13 protein-coding genes are annotated in these 16,645 nt (G+C 61.6%); 7 read left to right on the top strand and 6 right to left on the bottom strand.

The window, feature by feature from the left end; genetic code table 11:
• Positions 1-47: 47 nt before the first annotated feature.
• Positions 48-1,655 carry a fumarate hydratase gene (locus C0V73_RS12475; RefSeq protein ID WP_102020283.1) on the bottom strand — a complete coding sequence of 536 codons (1,608 nt, stop codon included), beginning with the start codon at positions 1,653-1,655 and terminating at the stop codon, positions 48-50.
• Between the two features lie 178 nt (positions 1,656-1,833).
• Between C0V73_RS12475 and C0V73_RS12470 the strand changes: the two genes are divergently transcribed.
• Complete coding sequence (locus tag C0V73_RS12470) at positions 1,834-2,700, top strand: diguanylate cyclase (protein WP_172450147.1); 867 nt, start codon at positions 1,834-1,836, stop codon at positions 2,698-2,700.
• Between the two features lie 45 nt (positions 2,701-2,745).
• Here the strand turns inward: C0V73_RS12470 and fumC are convergent, their stop codons facing one another.
• Positions 2,746-4,134, bottom strand: coding sequence for a class II fumarate hydratase (gene fumC / locus C0V73_RS12465; protein ID WP_102020281.1), 1,389 nt, complete (start codon positions 4,132-4,134; stop codon positions 2,746-2,748).
• A gap of 448 nt (positions 4,135-4,582) precedes the next feature.
• On the opposite strand from fumC, the gene C0V73_RS12460 reads away from it, so the two are divergent.
• Positions 4,583-6,457 carry a L,D-transpeptidase family protein gene (locus C0V73_RS12460; protein ID WP_102020280.1) on the top strand — a complete coding sequence of 625 codons (1,875 nt, stop codon included), beginning with the start codon at positions 4,583-4,585 and terminating at the stop codon, positions 6,455-6,457.
• A gap of 63 nt (positions 6,458-6,520) precedes the next feature.
• On the opposite strand, the gene C0V73_RS12455 is transcribed toward C0V73_RS12460, so the two are convergent.
• Positions 6,521-7,192 (bottom strand): HAD family hydrolase, encoded by a 672-nt coding sequence (locus C0V73_RS12455; protein ID WP_245407951.1) that lies wholly within the window; start codon positions 7,190-7,192, stop codon positions 6,521-6,523.
• 147 nt (positions 7,193-7,339) lie between these two features.
• On the opposite strand from C0V73_RS12455, the gene rpiA reads away from it, so the two are divergent.
• From rpiA to gor, 3 genes are all read left to right on the top strand, one after another.
• A complete protein-coding gene (rpiA, locus tag C0V73_RS12450) occupies positions 7,340-8,041 on the top strand; it encodes a ribose-5-phosphate isomerase RpiA (RefSeq protein ID WP_102020278.1) in 702 nt (233 codons plus the stop codon).
• Between the two features lie 17 nt (positions 8,042-8,058).
• Positions 8,059-8,601 (top strand): DUF2059 domain-containing protein, encoded by a 543-nt coding sequence (locus C0V73_RS12445; protein ID WP_102020277.1) that lies wholly within the window; start codon positions 8,059-8,061, stop codon positions 8,599-8,601.
• Between the two features lie 115 nt (positions 8,602-8,716).
• Positions 8,717-10,105: a glutathione-disulfide reductase gene (gene gor, locus C0V73_RS12440; protein ID WP_102020276.1), complete on the top strand. Its 1,389-nt coding sequence runs from the start codon at positions 8,717-8,719 to the stop codon at positions 10,103-10,105.
• A gap of 445 nt (positions 10,106-10,550) precedes the next feature.
• On the opposite strand, the gene C0V73_RS12435 is transcribed toward gor, so the two are convergent.
• On the bottom strand, positions 10,551-11,411 hold the full coding sequence (locus C0V73_RS12435; RefSeq protein WP_102020275.1) for an alpha/beta fold hydrolase: 861 nt from the start codon (positions 11,409-11,411) through the stop codon (positions 10,551-10,553).
• 244 nt (positions 11,412-11,655) lie between these two features.
• Between C0V73_RS12435 and C0V73_RS12430 the strand changes: the two genes are divergently transcribed.
• Positions 11,656-13,032: a 3-deoxy-7-phosphoheptulonate synthase class II gene (locus tag C0V73_RS12430; RefSeq protein WP_102020274.1), complete on the top strand. Its 1,377-nt coding sequence runs from the start codon at positions 11,656-11,658 to the stop codon at positions 13,030-13,032.
• A gap of 81 nt (positions 13,033-13,113) precedes the next feature.
• Positions 13,114-13,512 carry a GFA family protein gene (locus C0V73_RS12425; protein WP_102020273.1) on the top strand — a complete coding sequence of 133 codons (399 nt, stop codon included), beginning with the start codon at positions 13,114-13,116 and terminating at the stop codon, positions 13,510-13,512.
• 6 nt (positions 13,513-13,518) lie between these two features.
• Here C0V73_RS12425 and C0V73_RS12420 read toward each other — a convergent pair whose 3' ends face one another.
• A complete protein-coding gene (locus C0V73_RS12420; RefSeq protein ID WP_102020272.1) occupies positions 13,519-14,409 on the bottom strand; it encodes a hypothetical protein in 891 nt (296 codons plus the stop codon).
• A 204-nt stretch (positions 14,410-14,613) separates the two neighbouring features.
• Positions 14,614-16,545, bottom strand: a complete 1,932-nt coding sequence (locus C0V73_RS12415; protein ID WP_102020271.1) for an LTA synthase family protein — start codon at positions 16,543-16,545, stop codon at positions 14,614-14,616.
• Positions 16,546-16,645: the final 100 nt, after the last annotated feature.

Here is a 16,645-nt window from a genome sequence, read left to right as displayed (position 1 = left end):
GCGGAAAATGCCTTCCGCAACGGCAGTTCGTTTGGCTGCAAGAAAACTCAGCCGAGATTGAATTCCTGGAAGAAATCATTGCCCTTGTCGTCTGTGACGATGAAGGCGGGGAAGTCTTCGACCTCGATCTTCCAGACTGCTTCCATTCCAAGTTCAGGATATTCCAGGACGTCGACCTTCTTGATGCAGTCCTGCGCCAGACGGGCGGCCGGACCGCCGATCGAGCCGAGATAGAAGCCGCCATGGGTCTTGCAGGCCTCACGCACGGCGCGCGACCTGTTGCCCTTGGCAAGCATGACCATCGAGCCGCCGAAGGACTGGAACTGGTCGACATAGCTGTCCATGCGGCCGGCGGTCGTCGGGCCGAAGGAGCCGGAGGCGTAGCCGGTCGGGGTCTTGGCAGGGCCGGCGTAATAGACCGGATGGTTCTTCATGTATTCGGGCATGCCTTCGCCCTTTTCCAGGCGATCGCGGATCTTCGAATGGGCGAGGTCGCGCGCCACGATGATCGTGCCTGTGAGCGACAGGCGCGTCTTGACCGGGTGCTTGGTCAATTCCGCCAGGATTGCGCTCATCGGCTGGTTCAGATCGATCTTGACGACCGACGAGGAGAGCGCCGTGTCGTCGATCTCGGGCATGTATTTCGACGGGTCGGTCTCCAGCTGCTCGATATAGATGCCGTCCCGGGTGATCTTGCCCTTGGCCTGGCGGTCGGCGGAACAGCTGACACCGAGGCCGATCGGCAGCGACGCGCCGTGGCGGGGCAGGCGGATGACACGCACGTCGTGACAGAAGTACTTGCCGCCGAACTGCGCGCCGACACCCATCGACTGCGTTAGCTTGTGGATTTCCTTTTCCATCTCGATGTCGCGGAAGGCGTGGCCGCTCTCCGAGCCTTCGGTCGGCAGATCGTCCAGATAGCGTGCGGAGGCGAGCTTGACGGTCTTCAGCGTCATCTCGGCGGATAGGCCGCCGATGACGATCGCCAGATGGTAGGGGGGGCAGGCTGCCGTACCCAAGGTGAGGATCTTCTCCTTGAGGAAGTCGATCATGCGGTCATGGGTCAGAAGCGATGGAGTGCCCTGATAGAGGAAGGTCTTGTTGGCCGAGCCGCCGCCCTTGGCCATGAACAGGAACTTGTAGGCGTCCTCGCCCTCTTCATAGAGGTCGATCTGGGCCGGCAGGTTGGTCTTGGTGTTCTTTTCCTCGAACATCTTGATCGGGGCGAGCTGCGAGTAGCGCAGGTTGCGGCGCTCATAGGCGTCACGCACGCCTTCGGCCAGTGCTGCGTAGTCCTGTCCGTCGGTCCAGACGCGGCGGCCCTTCTTGCCCATGACGATCGCGGTGCCAGTGTCCTGGCACATCGGCAGGATGCCGCCCGCGGCGATGTTGGCATTCTTCAAGAGGTCGAAGGCGACGAAGCGGTCGTTGTCGGTGGCCTCGGGGTCTTCGAGGATCGAGGCGAGCTGCTTCAGATGGCCGGGGCGCAGGAGGTGGTTGATATCCGAGAGTGCGGTTTCGGCGAGAAGGCGCAAGCCTTCAGGTTCGACCGTCAGGATCTCCTGACCCTTGAAGGTCTCGATGGAGACATAGTCTGACGTGATCTTGCGATAGGGAGTCAGGTCTTCGCCAATTGGGAACAGATCGTCTGCCATCACGGGGCCTTTCGCGACGTAAGCTGGAAATTCCGGTGGTTTACGGGGAAGGGCTTAACATTTCAATGCGGCGAAAGCCTTAAGCTGCGCGTTGACAGGACAGGTGGCCTTCTGGGAAAGGCCTGGTCGCACGCCCTCCAACGGGCCTGTCAAAAACGGAGAAGTGCAAGGAATGCCCATGGACTACGCCAACCGAGCGAAGTGGTATCGCTCGATCATCGCCAAGATCTTCCTCGTCAGCTTCGTCTGCATCCATGTTCCCCTGATTGCACTGCTGATCAATTTCGGCACGGCCACGCAATCGGATATGTTGACGATAGGGCTCGTCGTGCTTGGGGCCACGCTGGTGGGAACCGCAGCCTGCCTGGCGACGATGTGGTGGTTGACGTTGCCGCTGCGCAATCTGGCGATGGCGATTAGTCGCTATCGCACCGGAGCTGCCTTTGCGGAGGAGAACCTCAACAAGCATGGCGATGACGAGATCGCGGTCGTGACCCGGGCCGTCTGTGGCATGGTCGGCGAGATCTCGGCGCTCGCGGAACGCGTCGACGGCCAGCCGGCTCTCGACCCCCTGACGGGCTTGTTGAATGGCAGCGCTGCCTATGGCGTGCAGCTTGGACCCCTGGCGCGGCAGATCGGTGGTACGGCGGAGATCGTCGTTGCCGTCTTCGAACTGGAGGCGATCGGTGTGCCGCTTTCGGGATTGGACCAGGAAACATCCGACCGGGCGCTGGTCGCCGTGGGCGATCTTGTGCGCCAACATTTCTCACCGCGGCCGGTGGCGGCTCGTATGTCCAATACGACATTCGTGCTGCTCTTTGCAGGCGATGAGCTATCAACCGTCCATGCCAGCTGCGAGGCTATCCGGCGCGCTGTGCTTGAACTCGAAGTCGGCTCCCTGGCGCGTGGTCGACTGCGCGTGACGTTCGGGCTTGCCATTCGCCGCAGAAACGAGGCCATGGCCGACTTGTTGCATCAGGCGGACATGGCGCTGTTCCGGGCGAAGGATATCCGCCGCACCGGCCTTGAGATGTTGCTGCGCTAAGCGGGCAAGAACTGGTGGCGCGGAGCCCTCCGCGCCGCTTGGCCTTTACTGCGGGCCGATCATCAGTTCCGGGCGCACGAACTGGTCGAACTCCTCGTTGGTCAGATAGCCGCCGCCGACGGCCTCTTCACGCAAGGTGGTCCCGTTCTTGTGTGCGGTCTTTGCGATCTTGGCGCAGGTGTCGTAGCCGAGGCGGCTGTTGAGCGCCGTCACCAGCATCAGCGAATTCTCGACGCCCTTGCGGATGTTGTCCTCGCGCGCCTCGATGCCTACGACGCAATTGTCGGTGAAAGAGACCGCGGCATCGCCAAGAAGCTGGACCGACTGCAGGAAGTTGTAGGCCATCATCGGATTGAAGACGTTGAGCTCGAAATGGCCCTGGCTGCCAGCGAAGGTGATCGCGGCCTGATTGCCGAAGATGTGAGCGCAGACTTGCGTCAGGGCTTCCGACTGAGTCGGGTTGACCTTGCCCGGCATGATCGACGAACCTGGTTCGTTTTCCGGCAGCGCCAGCTCGCCGAGACCGGCGCGGGGGCCGGAGCCTAAGAAGCGGATGTCGTTGGCGATCTTGAAGAGTGCTGCCGCCGCCGCGTTGATCGCGCCATGGGCAAAGACCATCGCGTCGTGTGCTGCGAGCGCCTCGAACTTGTTCGGGGCCGTGATGAAGGGCAGGCCGGTGATCTCGGCAATTTCTGCCGCTACCTTCTCCGCAAAGCCGATCGGCGCATTCAACCCCGTCCCGACTGCGGTGCCGCCCTGGGCGAGTTCATAGAGACCCGGAAGGGTGAGTTCGATCCGCTTGATCGAAGAGGCGACCTGGGCGGCGTAACCGCCGAATTCCTGGCCGAGCGTCAGCGGCGTTGCATCCTGGGTGTGGGTGCGGCCGATCTTGATGATGTGGGCAAAGGACTTCGCTTTGGCGTCCAGAGCGGCGTGCAGGTGCTTCAGGGCCGGCAGCAGGTGGTGGACGACATGCTCGGCGGCCGCGATGTGCATGGCCGTCGGATAGGTGTCGTTCGACGACTGGCTCATGTTGACGTGGTCATTCGGGTGGACGGGCTTCTTTGAGCCCATTTCCCCGCCCAGCATCTCGATCGCGCGGTTGGAGATCACCTCATTGGCGTTCATGTTCGATTGCGTGCCGGATCCGGTTTGCCAGACAACGAGGGGGAAGTGATCGTTCAGCTTGCCGTCAATGACTTCCTGGGCGGCCGCAACGATGACATCGCCAAGTTTTCGATCGAGTTTGCCGAGCGCCATATTGGCGCGTGCTGCTGCCTGCTTGACGATGCCGAGCGCGCGCACGACTGGAAGAGGTTGCTTCTCCCAGCCGATCTTGAAGTTGCCGAGCGATCGCTGAGCCTGGGCGCCCCAATAGCGGTCCGAGGCGACCTCGATCGGGCCGAAAGTGTCGGTTTCTGTGCGGTGGGTCATCTGATGTCCTGCCTTTGACGGGGGCTGTGCCGGCTGCCGGCGTTAGCGGTGGATTTAGGTGCTCGCGGGGCCGTTACAAGCTGAACACCATAAGATGATTGTTATTGTCAACTATATATCGGGATACGCGTCCGCTACGGTCGCGGCGGCGCGTCTGTGTCGTTTGCAGCACGTGTCACGACTATTTGTCGTGAAGTGAATGGGGATCCTGGGGGCGCATTTGCTACGAGTTGTTAACGTCAATCAAAATTTAACGAATGTTTCCATTTAGTTTGCGCGGGCACGGCGGCTTTCCTCGGCCGACGGGTCACACAAAGTTGACGCTGTTGCATGAGAGAGCATGGCGACGTCCAACTTTTCAACGATATGCCGATCCGCTAGTGATCCGCCAAGACACTCATGATGCCGCGAGTCCGCCCACGACTCGGCCCGGGAAATGGAACAGAGAATGACGAGAAACACGAAATTCGTAGTCACCGCGCTTCTTGCTGCGACTACCGCGGTCGGAACCCTGCCGGGCGAGGCGACCGCCACGACGCTTCTCGATCTGCTCCGCGGCGGTCCCGGTCGTCAGGCCAAGCAGCAGGCTGCTCCGGCCTCGCTGGAACAGCAGGCGCGCGGTGGGCTCGAGATGGGTGATCCGGAGCCGTTGCCGAAGGTCGCGGGCCCGCAGTACTACACCTACAAGCCGGAGGCGCAGCGCGCCATCAAGATCAAGCTGCCGGTGTCGGAGCCTGTCGCAGGCTCCGCCGAAGCTCAGGCTTCGCCGGAAGTCTTGGGTAGCCGGCGTTTCCTGTCCGACGTCTCTGTTCGGGCGAACGACGAGGTCGCGAAGACTGTCGAAGCCTATTACGGCAATCTCAATAAGCCGCTGATCTGGACGGATGGCGAGGGCATTTCCGAGCGCGGTCGCCAGATGATCGAGGCACTCGCAGCCTCAGACACCGTCGGTCTGTCGCCCGACGACTACCTTGTGCCCATGCCAGCCGAAACGGCTGATCCTGCCGATCCGGAAAAGCGCCAGCGCGAACTGATGGCGTTCGAAGTGGCGCTGTCGGCCAAGGTCCTGACTTACGTACAGGATACGGCGCGCGGGCGGATCGATCCGAACAAGATCTCCGGCTATTACGACTTCAAGCGCAAGGGCGTGAACGTTGCCCCCGTGCTCGACATGCTGCGGCTGAGCCCCGATGTCGCCGCCTATCTGCGCAACCGCGATCCGAAGAGCCCGCAATTCGTGGCCTTGCGCGACGAGCTCGCCCGTCTGCGGGCGGAAGATGCTGAGGCCTCGACCAAGCCGATCGCGATTGCGCCGGGTACCTTGCTGAAGCCCGGTCAGAGCAATCCGGAACTCGCCAATGTCGTGGGCGCGGTGAAGCAGGTGGCCTCCGAAGCCGTCCTGACCGCGCATGCGGCAACGCTGACCGGCTACATGAACACGCCGGAATACACGCCCGAGCTGGTCGCGCTCGTCGAAGCCTTCCAGAAGGAAAAGGGCTTGAAGCCTGACGGTGTCGTCGGTCCTGCCACGATCCGCGCCATGACCGGCCACAGCAATGCCGAGAAGATCGCCAAGCTGCAGACGTCGCTGGAAGCCGTGCGCTGGCTGCCGGCCGATCTCGGCTCGCGCTATGTCTTCATCAATGCACCGTCCTTCCGCGCAACTTACGTCAACGGCGGCAAGGAACAGCTGTCGATGCGGGTGGTCGTCGGTTCGAAGGCCAACCAGACCTATTTCTTCCAGGATCAGATCGAGACGGTCGAATTCAATCCCTACTGGGGCGTTCCGAAGTCGATCATCGTCAACGAGATGCTGCCGAAGCTGCGCGCAGATCCGTCCTATCTGGACCGTCTCGGCTACGAAGTGTCCTATGACGGCCGCAAGGTGGCCTCCAGCCAGGTCGACTGGAACGTGACCCATGCCGTCGACGTCCGTCAGCCGCCGGGTGGAGACAATGCACTCGGCGAATTGAAGATCCTCTTCCCGAACGAGCATGCGATCTACATGCATGACACGCCGTCGAAGAGCTACTTCAACCGTGACATGCGGGCGCTCAGCCATGGCTGCGTACGTCTCGCCGAGCCGCGCGTGATGGCGGCTGCGGTTATGGGCACGACGGTCGAGGAAATCGGCAAGCAGATCGCATCGGGCCAGAACCGTGCCGTTCAGGTTCCGCAGAAGATCCCGGTCTACGTGTCCTATTTCACGGCCTGGCCGAACAAGGACGGCGTCGTCGAGTATTTCGATGATGTCTATGGCCGCGACGGCCACACGGCCAAGGCCTTCAAGGCGACGACGGATGCGCGCGCGCCGCGTGTCTGATCCGGCAGATTTCTGCGCGTGATATTGAATGGCGGGCCTGGTGCCCGCCATTTTTCGTGCCGCTTAGCGGGTCAGGCGCTCGACGAGTTCGACGGTCAGTTCGTCGAAGTGTGCGATCACATGCGAGGCGCCGAGCTCTTCCACGGGTACGTCCGAATAGCCGAACGGGACGGCGATCGATGGGATGTTTCCGTTTCGGGCGGCTAGGATGTCGTTGATGCTGTCACCGATCATCAGCACCTTGTCGGCAGTGCCGCCCGCGCGTTCGACGATGGCCAGAATGTGAGCGGGGTCAGGCTTGCGGAAGGCGAATGTGTCGCCGCCGGCAATGGCAGCGAAATAGTCGGTCAGCTCCAGACGTTCGAGCAGCGGTAGCGCCAGCCGTTCCATCTTGTTGGTGCAGACGGCCAGCCGGAAGCCTGCGGCGCGCAGCCGATCAAGCGCGTCGAGCAGGCCCGGATATGGGCGGCTCTTGCCGGGCATGGCTGCTTCATAGTGATCGATGAAGCGGTCGAGCAGGGCAGGGACCTCGTCTTCGGTCAACGGCGCACCGCGCAGCGCGAAGGCGCGCTGGATCATGACGCGGGCGCCCTGGCCGACAAGATGGGTCAAGTCATCATAGGTAACGGGGTCGAGATCGCGGGCCGCGATCGTGTGGTTGAGGCTTTCGACAAGGTCCGGGGCCGTATCGATCAGGGTTCCGTCGAGGTCGAAGACGATGGTCGTGGCGGTCAAGACGAAGCTCCCTTGCAATCTCATCAGTGCTGCCGGGGGTAGGGGAAATCCTCTGAAAAGGCAACGCCGCATGGCGATGCGGGGCTTTCACTCGGCCAAGGAGGCGTGTAAACAGCATCCAACGAAACGGACGGGAGCTTTCGGCGCATGGACGCCCGCGAAATGAAGATCAAGGCCGCAGCTGCGGCGCTGGAACATGTCGAAGATGGCATGCGTCTCGGGATCGGAACCGGTTCGACCGCGGAAGAATTCGTTCGGCTGCTGGCGGAAAAGGTGGCCGGAGGCCTCAAGGTCGAGGGTGTCCCGACATCCGAGCGCACGGCGCGCCTCTGCCTTGAACTCGGCGTTCCGCTGAAGTCGCTGGACGAACTGCCGCAGCTCGATCTGACGATCGATGGCGCAGACGAGATCGATGGCGGTTTTCGCCTTATCAAGGGCGGCGGCGGCGCGCTTCTGCGGGAAAAGATCGTCGCGGCTGCCTCGACCCGGATGATCGTGATTGCCGACGAGACCAAGCTGGTCGAAACGCTCGGTGCATTCCCACTGCCGATCGAGATCAATCCCTTCGGCCAGGCGTCGACCCGGCTTGCGATCGAACGACTGGCAGACGAGCTCGGTCTCAGCGGTCCTATGAAGCTCAGGACCCGTTCGGACGAGAGCCTCTTCATGACGGACGGCGGACACCTCATTCTCGACGCATCTTTTGGCCGCATTCCTGATGCAGACGCTCTGGCAAGCCGGCTCAATCAAATCCCCGGCGTGGTGGAACACGGCCTTTTCATAAACTTGGCATCGCTCGCGATCATCGCCGGACCGGCGGGTGCACGGGTGATGGAGCCGAAGAACTAACAGGAGCATTGAATTTCATGATCAGCTTTACGGGTATGGGCCGCTTTGCCTCGATCGCCGTCATCGCCGGCAGCCTTGCACTGGGCGCCGTTTCGGCAAAGGCTCAGGACGTGCCGGCCGAGCACATGCAGGCGGCACGCGACGCGATCAGCGCGCTTGGCGTTACCAACCGCTTTGATGCGATCCTGCCGAACATCATGGACCGTCTGACGGCCCAGCTTATCCAGGCCTATCCGAACCTTCAGGACGTTATCTCGGCCAAGGTTGAGGAAGAAGCCCTGAAGCTCGCTGCTCGCCGTGCAGACCTCGAGCGCGAAGCAGCGCTCGTCTATGCCAAGGCGTTCACGGCTGAAGAACTGAACCAGATCACTGCGTTCTACGGCAGCGAAGCCGGCAAGAAGCTGTTGAAGGATGGCCCGATTGCCACTCGCGAACTGCTGAAGGCAGCCGACATCTGGACCGCTGGCATCGCACGCGATCTCGAACAGCAGGCCAATGCGGCCCTGCTGGCCCAGGTTCAGGCCGAGCAGCCGGCAGCGGCCGAAGCGCCGAAGCCCTGATACGATCCGTTTTGGATTTTCGAGCCCGGGCGTCGTCCCGGGCTTTTCTTTTTGTGCTTGCGTCTCCTATATCAGGCGAAGTTGCAGCAAGCGCCCAGCCGGGCAGGAGACCTCCATGAGCCAGTTCGACTACGACCTCTTCGTCATCGGCGGCGGCTCAGGCGGGGTGCGCAGCGCCCGTGTGGCGGCATCGCTCGGCAAGAGGGTGGCGATTGCCGAAGAGTATCGCTTCGGCGGCACATGCGTGATCCGCGGCTGCGTGCCGAAGAAGCTCTTCGTCTATGCCTCGCAATATCACGAGCATTTCGAGGATGCGGCCGGCTATGGCTGGACGGTTGGTGAAAGCAAGTTCGAGTGGCCGTCGCTGATTGCCGCCAAGGACAAGGAAATCGACCGGTTGGAAGGCCTCTATCGCAAGGGCCTGGAGAATGCCGGCGTCGAGATCCTTGAAACGCGCGCCGAACTGACGGGGCCGCACAGCGTGCGCCTCGTGAAGGGCGGCCAGGAAGTCACCGCCGAGCGCATTGTCGTTGCCGTCGGTGGTGCGCCCAATCCGCATGCGGCTCTCCCAGGCTATGAGCATTGCATATCGTCCAACGAGGCGTTTCATCTTGAAAAGCTGCCGCGCTCCATCCTGATTGCCGGCGGCGGGTATATCGCGGTGGAATTTGCCAACATCTTCCACGGGCTGGGCGTCGAAACGACGCTGATCTATCGCGGTGGCGAGATCCTCAGCCGCTTCGACCAGGACATGCGCCGTGGGCTGCATGAGGCGATGGTGGCCAAGGGCATCCGCATCATCTGCCAGGACCATATCCAGAAGGTGACCAAGTCGCCCGCTGGCAATCTCGACGTCGAGACGATCAACAATGGCCGTCTGGTGGTCGAGCAGGTCATGCTGGCGCTCGGCCGCGATCCGAACACCACGGGGCTCGGCCTGGAGGCCGCAGGCGTCGAGACGAATGAGCGTGGCGCGATCGTGGTCGACGCCTATTCGAGGACCAACGTGCCGAGCATCTTCGCTCTCGGCGACGTCACGGACCGCGTACAGTTGACGCCGGTCGCGATCCATGAGGCGATGTGCTTCATCGAGACGGAGTACAAGAATAATCCGACGTCACCCGATCATGATCTGATCGCGACCGCAGTCTTCTCGCAGCCGGAGATCGGCACCGTTGGCCTCTCTGAAGAGGCTGCTGCGAAGAAGTTCGAGGAGATCGAGGTCTATCGCGCGCAGTTCCGTCCGATGAAGGCGACGCTGTCGGGGCGGGCCGAGAAGATGATCATGAAGCTGATCGTCAATGCCGCCGATCGCAAGGTCGTCGGCGCGCATATCCTCGGCCACGACGCGGGCGAGATGGCGCAGCTGCTGGGCATCACACTCAAGGCCGGCTGCACCAAGGACGATTTCGATCGCACCATGGCGGTTCACCCGACAGCTGCGGAAGAGCTTGTGACGATGTACACGCCGACATACCGGGTCCGGAACGGCGAGCGGGTCTAAGCCGCCGCCGTTTGTACCGACATTAAAGCATTTCCTGCGGGTCTCATCAGAGGTCCGCAGGTGATAATCAGAACTTCGAGATGAGATCCAGTCCCAGGACGGGTGCCGATAATGCGGCAAGGCTCAGAAGCGAGAGCAGGACAATCCGGAGCCGGCGGCTCCTGCGGGTTTGTACTCCAGTCCAATCATACGCCATCACACGATCCTCATGATCAACGCAGGAAGTATCAACTTCCCGAACACCACGTTACGCCCCCATAGAGCGGGGTAGAGGGCGAGGCTTGCGTGAAGCTTGCCTCTGGTCGGTACGGGCGCACGCCTCGGGATTGAGGTGTTCGCAAGGTCTCCATGCTCTCATGAAGCGACCGCTTTGCAAGTTTTCACTGAAAAGCGTGCGTGTTTTGGGCTGTGAATTGTGTGGGTAACCATGCTGCGCTGCGATAGCTCAAGCCTGCTTCAGCCAGTCCACCGCGGGTCCCCAGAGAGTGTCCTTGAAGGCCGAGCGGAAAAAGCCGAGATGGCCGACTGTGCCGCCTGCTTCATCCGGCGAGACCCAGCGGATCTCTGTCGGGGCGCGGCTATAGTATTTCAGCAGTGCGTGCTGGGCCTTCGGCGTGCCCCAGGGATCGTCGGTCAGGCCGATAGCGAGAATGGGAGTCTCGACCTCTGCAAACCGGCGCGCTGCATCCATCGTCGGATCGGCGAAGAAGTATTCGGGATGCCGGCCCCAACGCGCCCATTCGCGAAAGATGGTCCCCGGCAAGGTCTGACCCAGGCCGATCTGGCCGGGAACCTTGCCGAGCACTGCCGCCAGCGGCACGCCGACCAGGTTCATCTGGCTGAAGACGCGAAACGTCGGCTTGGTGTTTCCCCAGTAGCCGGTCATGGTCGCGACCATGAGATAGCGGGAGAACCTGTCGGAGCGGCCACCGAGCGCCAATACCTGTCCGCCGAAGGACTGGCCGACGCCAACGATCGGATGATCGGGTCCTTCCAGTTCCAGCCGTTGCAGGGCGGCGGGCATGTCGAAATGCGCCCAGTCGCGCATCAATAGCGGACGTTTCCAGCTCTTCGGTGCCTGCGAGGCTGCGACGCCGCGATAGTCGTAGGTCATGGCAGCGCGGAAGCCTTGATGGGTGACGAGATGTTCGGCAAAGCGGGCATAGAATCCGCGGGGCACGGCTGCGGCCGAGGAGATGAGCGCCATGGGGCCGTCGCCTTTGCCCCGCATCAACGTGCCGTGGAGCTGGAAACGGTCCGCCGTTTCGAACTGGATTTCGGCCTTTTCGATTTCGTGCTGTGTCATGCCGAACCTCCCGTTCCGGATGTCAATCGAGATCTTACGTTTACGTCCATGTCATATCAAGCGTCTGCCATCTCGAGGGCGGGGCCGTGCAGGTCCAAAGGGTGGAAAACTGGCCGGTCGCCTCATCGTTATACCCTTCGAAAGTCCCTAAACTTCGGCTTTCCAAGGATCGATTAACCGTTTATAAGCCCCCATCCGATGCGGCCGGGAGGTTGCCGCAGCTAGTATCAGACAGGTGACGACCATGGCGCAGAATTGGACCCCGAGCAGCTGGAGACAGAAGCCGATCAAGCAGGTTCCGGCGTATCCGGACCTCGACGCATTGAAGGCTGCCGAGCAGCAGCTTTCGACCTATCCGCCGCTGGTCTTTGCGGGCGAGGCCCGTCGCCTGAAGAAGTCGCTGGCCCAGGTCGCGGAAGGCGAAGCCTTCCTGCTGCAGGGCGGTGATTGCGCCGAGAGCTTTGCCGAGCATGGCGCCGACAATATCCGCGACTTCTTCCGCGCCTTCCTGCAGATGGCCGTCGTCCTGACTTTCGGCGCCCAGCTGCCAGTGGTCAAGGTCGGCCGTATTGCCGGCCAGTTCGCCAAGCCGCGTTCTTCGGACATGGAGACGATCGGTGGCGTCGAGCTGCCGAGCTACCGTGGTGACATCATCAACGGCATCGAGTTCACCGAAGAGGCCCGCATCCCGAGCCCCGAGCGCCAGCTGATGGCCTATCGCCAGTCGGCTGCCACGCTGAACCTGCTGCGCGCCTTCGCGATGGGTGGTTATGCCAACCTCGAGAACGTGCATCAGTGGATGCTCGGCTTCGTCAAGGATAGCCCACAGGCTGAGCGCTACCGCAAGCTCGCCGACCGCATTTCCGAAACCATGGACTTCATGAAGGCCGTGGGTATCACCTCGGAAAACAATCCGAGCCTGCGCGAGACCGATTTCTTCACCAGCCATGAAGCCCTGCTTCTCGGCTATGAAGAAGCGCTGACCCGCGTCGATTCCACCTCGGGCGACTGGTATGCCACCTCCGGCCACATGATCTGGATCGGCGACCGTACGCGCCAGGCTGACCATGCGCATCTGGAATACTGCCGCGGCATCAAGAACCCGATCGGTCTGAAGTGCGGCCCGTCGCTGCAGGCTGACGATCTGTTGAACCTGATCGACATCCTGAACCCGCAGAACGAAGCCGGTCGCCTGACCCTGATCTGCCGTTTCGGTCACGACAAGGTTGCCGAGCACCTGCCGCGCCTCATCCGTGCCGTCGAGCGGGAAGGCCGCAAGGTCGTGTGGTCCTGCGATCCGATGCATGGCAACACGATCACGCTCAACAACTACAAGACCCGTCCGTTCGAGCGGATCCTGTCGGAGGTCGAGAGCTTCTTCCAGATCCATCGTGCGGAAGGCTCGCATCCGGGCGGCATCCATATCGAGATGACCGGCAAGGACGTGACCGAATGCACAGGTGGTGCGCGTGCGGTCACCGGCAATGATCTTGCCGACCGTTACCACACCCATTGCGACCCGCGCCTCAACGCCGACCAGGCGCTTGAGCTTGCGTTCCTGCTTGCCGAGCGGATGAAGAGCGGCCGTGACGAAAAGCGGATGCTGGTCGCGAACGGCTGAAGCACAAGTTCAGCATTCCGAGTTTGACGACCGGGCGGGCTTCAACGAAGCTCGCCCGGTTCTCGTTTGCGGAGGTGTGTGATGGGCGAAGACAAGACTTGCGGCTGCCTGTGCGGTGCGGTGACGATCACTGTTCGAGGCAAACTCGGACCCGTCAGCTATTGCCATTGCTCGCAATGCCGTCGGCAGACCGGGCTCTACTATGCGACGACGGATGCAGCGCTGAGCGAGGTCGAGATCAGCGGGCGCGAGAAGATCGGCGCCTATAGGGCAAGCCCCGATGCCGAGCGCGCCTTTTGCCGCGATTGCGGTTCAGCACTTTACTGGAAGGCGGATGGCGAGACGCGGATCTCGCTGATGGCGGGCCTGTTTCCGAACCCCACGAGTCTAGAGGGGGGCTATCACATCTACTGCGCCGACAAGGGTGATTTCTACGACATCGAGGATGGCTTGCCGCAATATGCCGCCAGCCGCAGCTGAGCGCCTTCAGGCGGCGGCCGCGTTCTCCGACTCGATGCCCAGTGTTGCCAGAGCCTGATGATAGGACTGGTCGATGGCTGCGAACTTGGCCGACTGCCAGTTGAAATAGTCTTCCAGGAAGCGGTTCGTCAGCAGCAGGTCGCCCCGGCGTCGCGGGTGTTCCCAGCATAGAAGCTCTTCGGTTTCGGCCTTCTTGAACATGCGCTTCAGGTTGGTGGTCGAGACCTGATAGGTTTCGCTCAATTCCACCAGCGTTACCGGTCCGCAGGATACGTTTTCAGCCGCGCGGTCGACATTGTCGAGACGTGCGATCAGGTCGTGCAGGATGATGCCGCCAAGATCCGACCACAGGAAGTGGCCGATCGAGTCCGGGGGCTCGCGCCACATCGGATCGCCCACCATGATGTCGGCGCCGATGGGTTGGGCGATCAGGAAGATCCGCTCTTCGGCCAGCGAGGTCATTTCGCGATTGCCGCCATCGAGCCGGTCGAGGCAGGCGAGATGCCCGTTGAACCAGCTGCGCAGGCCGTTCAGGCTGAGTTCCGTGGGCTCAAGGACGCGGACACGCTTGTCGGGGACGTCAGGGACGTCGCGCAGGAATTTGTAGGCGACCAGTTCCGCCAGATAACCCGTCGCCGTGTTGCGGCTTGCAGCCCCCAGGCGCATGACCGTTTCCACGAAACGTGTGGCCGTCAGGCCAGAAAGCGGGTCGTCCGGCGTGCGGCGCAAGGCGAGCGCGAACACCGACTGCGTCATCAGCCACTTGCGGTGGGATGCCTTCAGGCGGGACATGCGCGGGGTCCGCATGTGAATGCCAATGAGATGCTGGGCGATCTGCCTTTCGATCGCCGGGTAGAGCGGATGTGCAACTATTTCAGCGCGCGACATGAGCGGCATGGCAAGAGCTCGGCGTTAAACTTTGAATGCAATCAGAGTGTTCGACCGCTCGTGCAGCCAGGCAAGAACAGTGGTCGCTAATACTGTCAAGCACGCCGGTTTGGTGAACAAAAAAAGTCTATGACTGAAATCGGGGGGCGCTGCAATAGCGCCCCCCGTTCAAAATGTCTTTATGGATAACTGTGATCCGAAGTAACGATCCGCTCAACTGCTCGGTTGCAGTCGATCGGACTGCTCGGGGAAGAAACGATCAAGTCCGTAGCCTTCGCCGAACATCACATCGTGCTGGAGAAGACGGTAATCGCGGATCAATGGGTCGATGCGGCCCGACAGAGCCCAGTCGGCCTGCGCCTTGTTGTTACGGCCGATCAGTTGATGCCGGTCGATGACCGAGTAACGTTCGGCGACGCGGCCGAGCATACCGGTGTAGTAGGGGTGGCGATAGCCGGCCATGCGGACGATGTAATACGGCAGCTGCGACGGGCTGACCGAGCCGATGTCTTTCTGAACGCCGCGCTTCGACGACCAGATGACGAGCGGGGTCTCGTGCTCGCGCTTCATGGTGGCGACCGAGGCCTTGCGGGTGGCGACGACGTTCGCCATGTAGCCGCTTTCCGTATAGACCTCGTTCAGCGGCGGCAGGTGATCGCCGAAGAGCACGATGATCGTCTCGCGGCGGCGCTTCTTCGCCCAATCCATCAGAGCCTTCAGGCTCTGGTCCGCTTCTTTCACACCCTGCGCATAGGTCGCCAGCGCGCTGGTGTTGCCGTCAGAGAGGGTCGGCGCGTCAACCTCGATGGTGTTCTTCGCGTAGCGGTTATGCTCATAGGGGCCGTGACCCTGCAGGGTGACCGCGAAGAAGAAGAAGGGTTCGCTGGTGTTGTCGGCTTCCCGGATGATGTGGCGCGTCAGGGCCTCGTCCGATGCGAAGATACCGCGCTTGTCCATGACCGGCATGTTCTCTTCGGACTGGAACTGACGGAAGCCCAGCGACTGGTAGACGTTGTTGCGGTTCCAGAACCAGCCCTGGAAGGGGTGGAAGGCCTTGCTCACATAGCCCTTCGATTCAAAGAAGGTGGCGAGCGAAGGCACGGGACGGCGGATATACTGCTGATAGGGAATGCTGCCATAGGGCAGGAAGGCATTGGAGAAGCCGGTCAGCGCTTCGAATTCGACGTTCGCCGTCATGCCGCCGAATTCCGGCGAGAACACCTGGCCGGACTGCGCGGCGCGGATGGTCGGCATCGGATCGGCCGAGTAGCGGACGCTGCTCATCTTGGTCGGATCCCACAGCGACTCGCTCATGACGACGATCACGTCAGCCTGACGGCCCGAGAAGAAGGACGCCGGCAGAAGGTCGGTCTGCATGTCGGTGATGGCGACGTGATTGTAACCGGCGGGGGCGCTGACGCTCGCCATCGGCACATTGAAGGCAAAAGCCATCAGGAAGCCGTTGTGGCGATAGTTTTCCTTCTGGTCCCACATCATCGGCACAATGTTGAGGCGATCTCGGAAGGCGGAGAAGGCCATCGGGTCCATCAAGGAGATGAAACCAGCGAGCAGTGGGAAGGCGAGGGCAAGGCGAACGCCCCGGCCTGTCAAGTTCAGCCGCGGAAAGACTTTCCGGCTCTTCCAAATGAGCGTGACGAATGCTGCGATGAAAACGAGGCTGCCGATTGCAAGAGCAATGGCTTTGACAGGTTCGGCCGCAACCATGGCCGGCAGCAGCTGCATGATCTGACGACCGAAGAGGAGGTCACTCGGAAAAAGCGGGTCCGAGAGGAAGAGCTGCTTCTGGCCCGAGAAGAAGGCGGGCAGGAGAGCCAGCGGCGCGACGAAGAGCGTGGACTGGTAAGCCTTGCCGATAATCGCATCTGCAAAGCAGAGGACCAGGAACATGATCCCCACGGCCACAAGCCCGGGCCGGCTCGACGATGTCATGTATTCGACGACATCGACCATGGTCCCGCGTGCGAGCACTTCGCTCAGTACGACGATGACGGCTGCGATCAGCGCCGTGTTGACCCACTGAATGACCAGCGGCAACGTCCAGGACGTGCCGAGCTCGCGTTCGCGCGTCGCACCAAAGGCATTGAAAATGGTCGCGACGAGCGATTTCGGGCTGGTCTGTGCCACGTCGAACTCCGGGTCAGGGACAGGTGTCGTAAAATCTTCGCACAGATGTCACACAAGTGTCATGAATGCTACATGAACCGCAACGCAGAAGCCTTTGTTC

This window comes from Rhizobium sp. TH135 (assembly GCF_002855515.1).
In the GTDB taxonomy this organism is placed as follows: domain Bacteria; phylum Pseudomonadota; class Alphaproteobacteria; order Rhizobiales; family Rhizobiaceae; genus Allorhizobium.
Note: the sequence above shows the minus strand (reverse complement) of the source record. Positions and strands in the feature narration are given on the sequence as shown.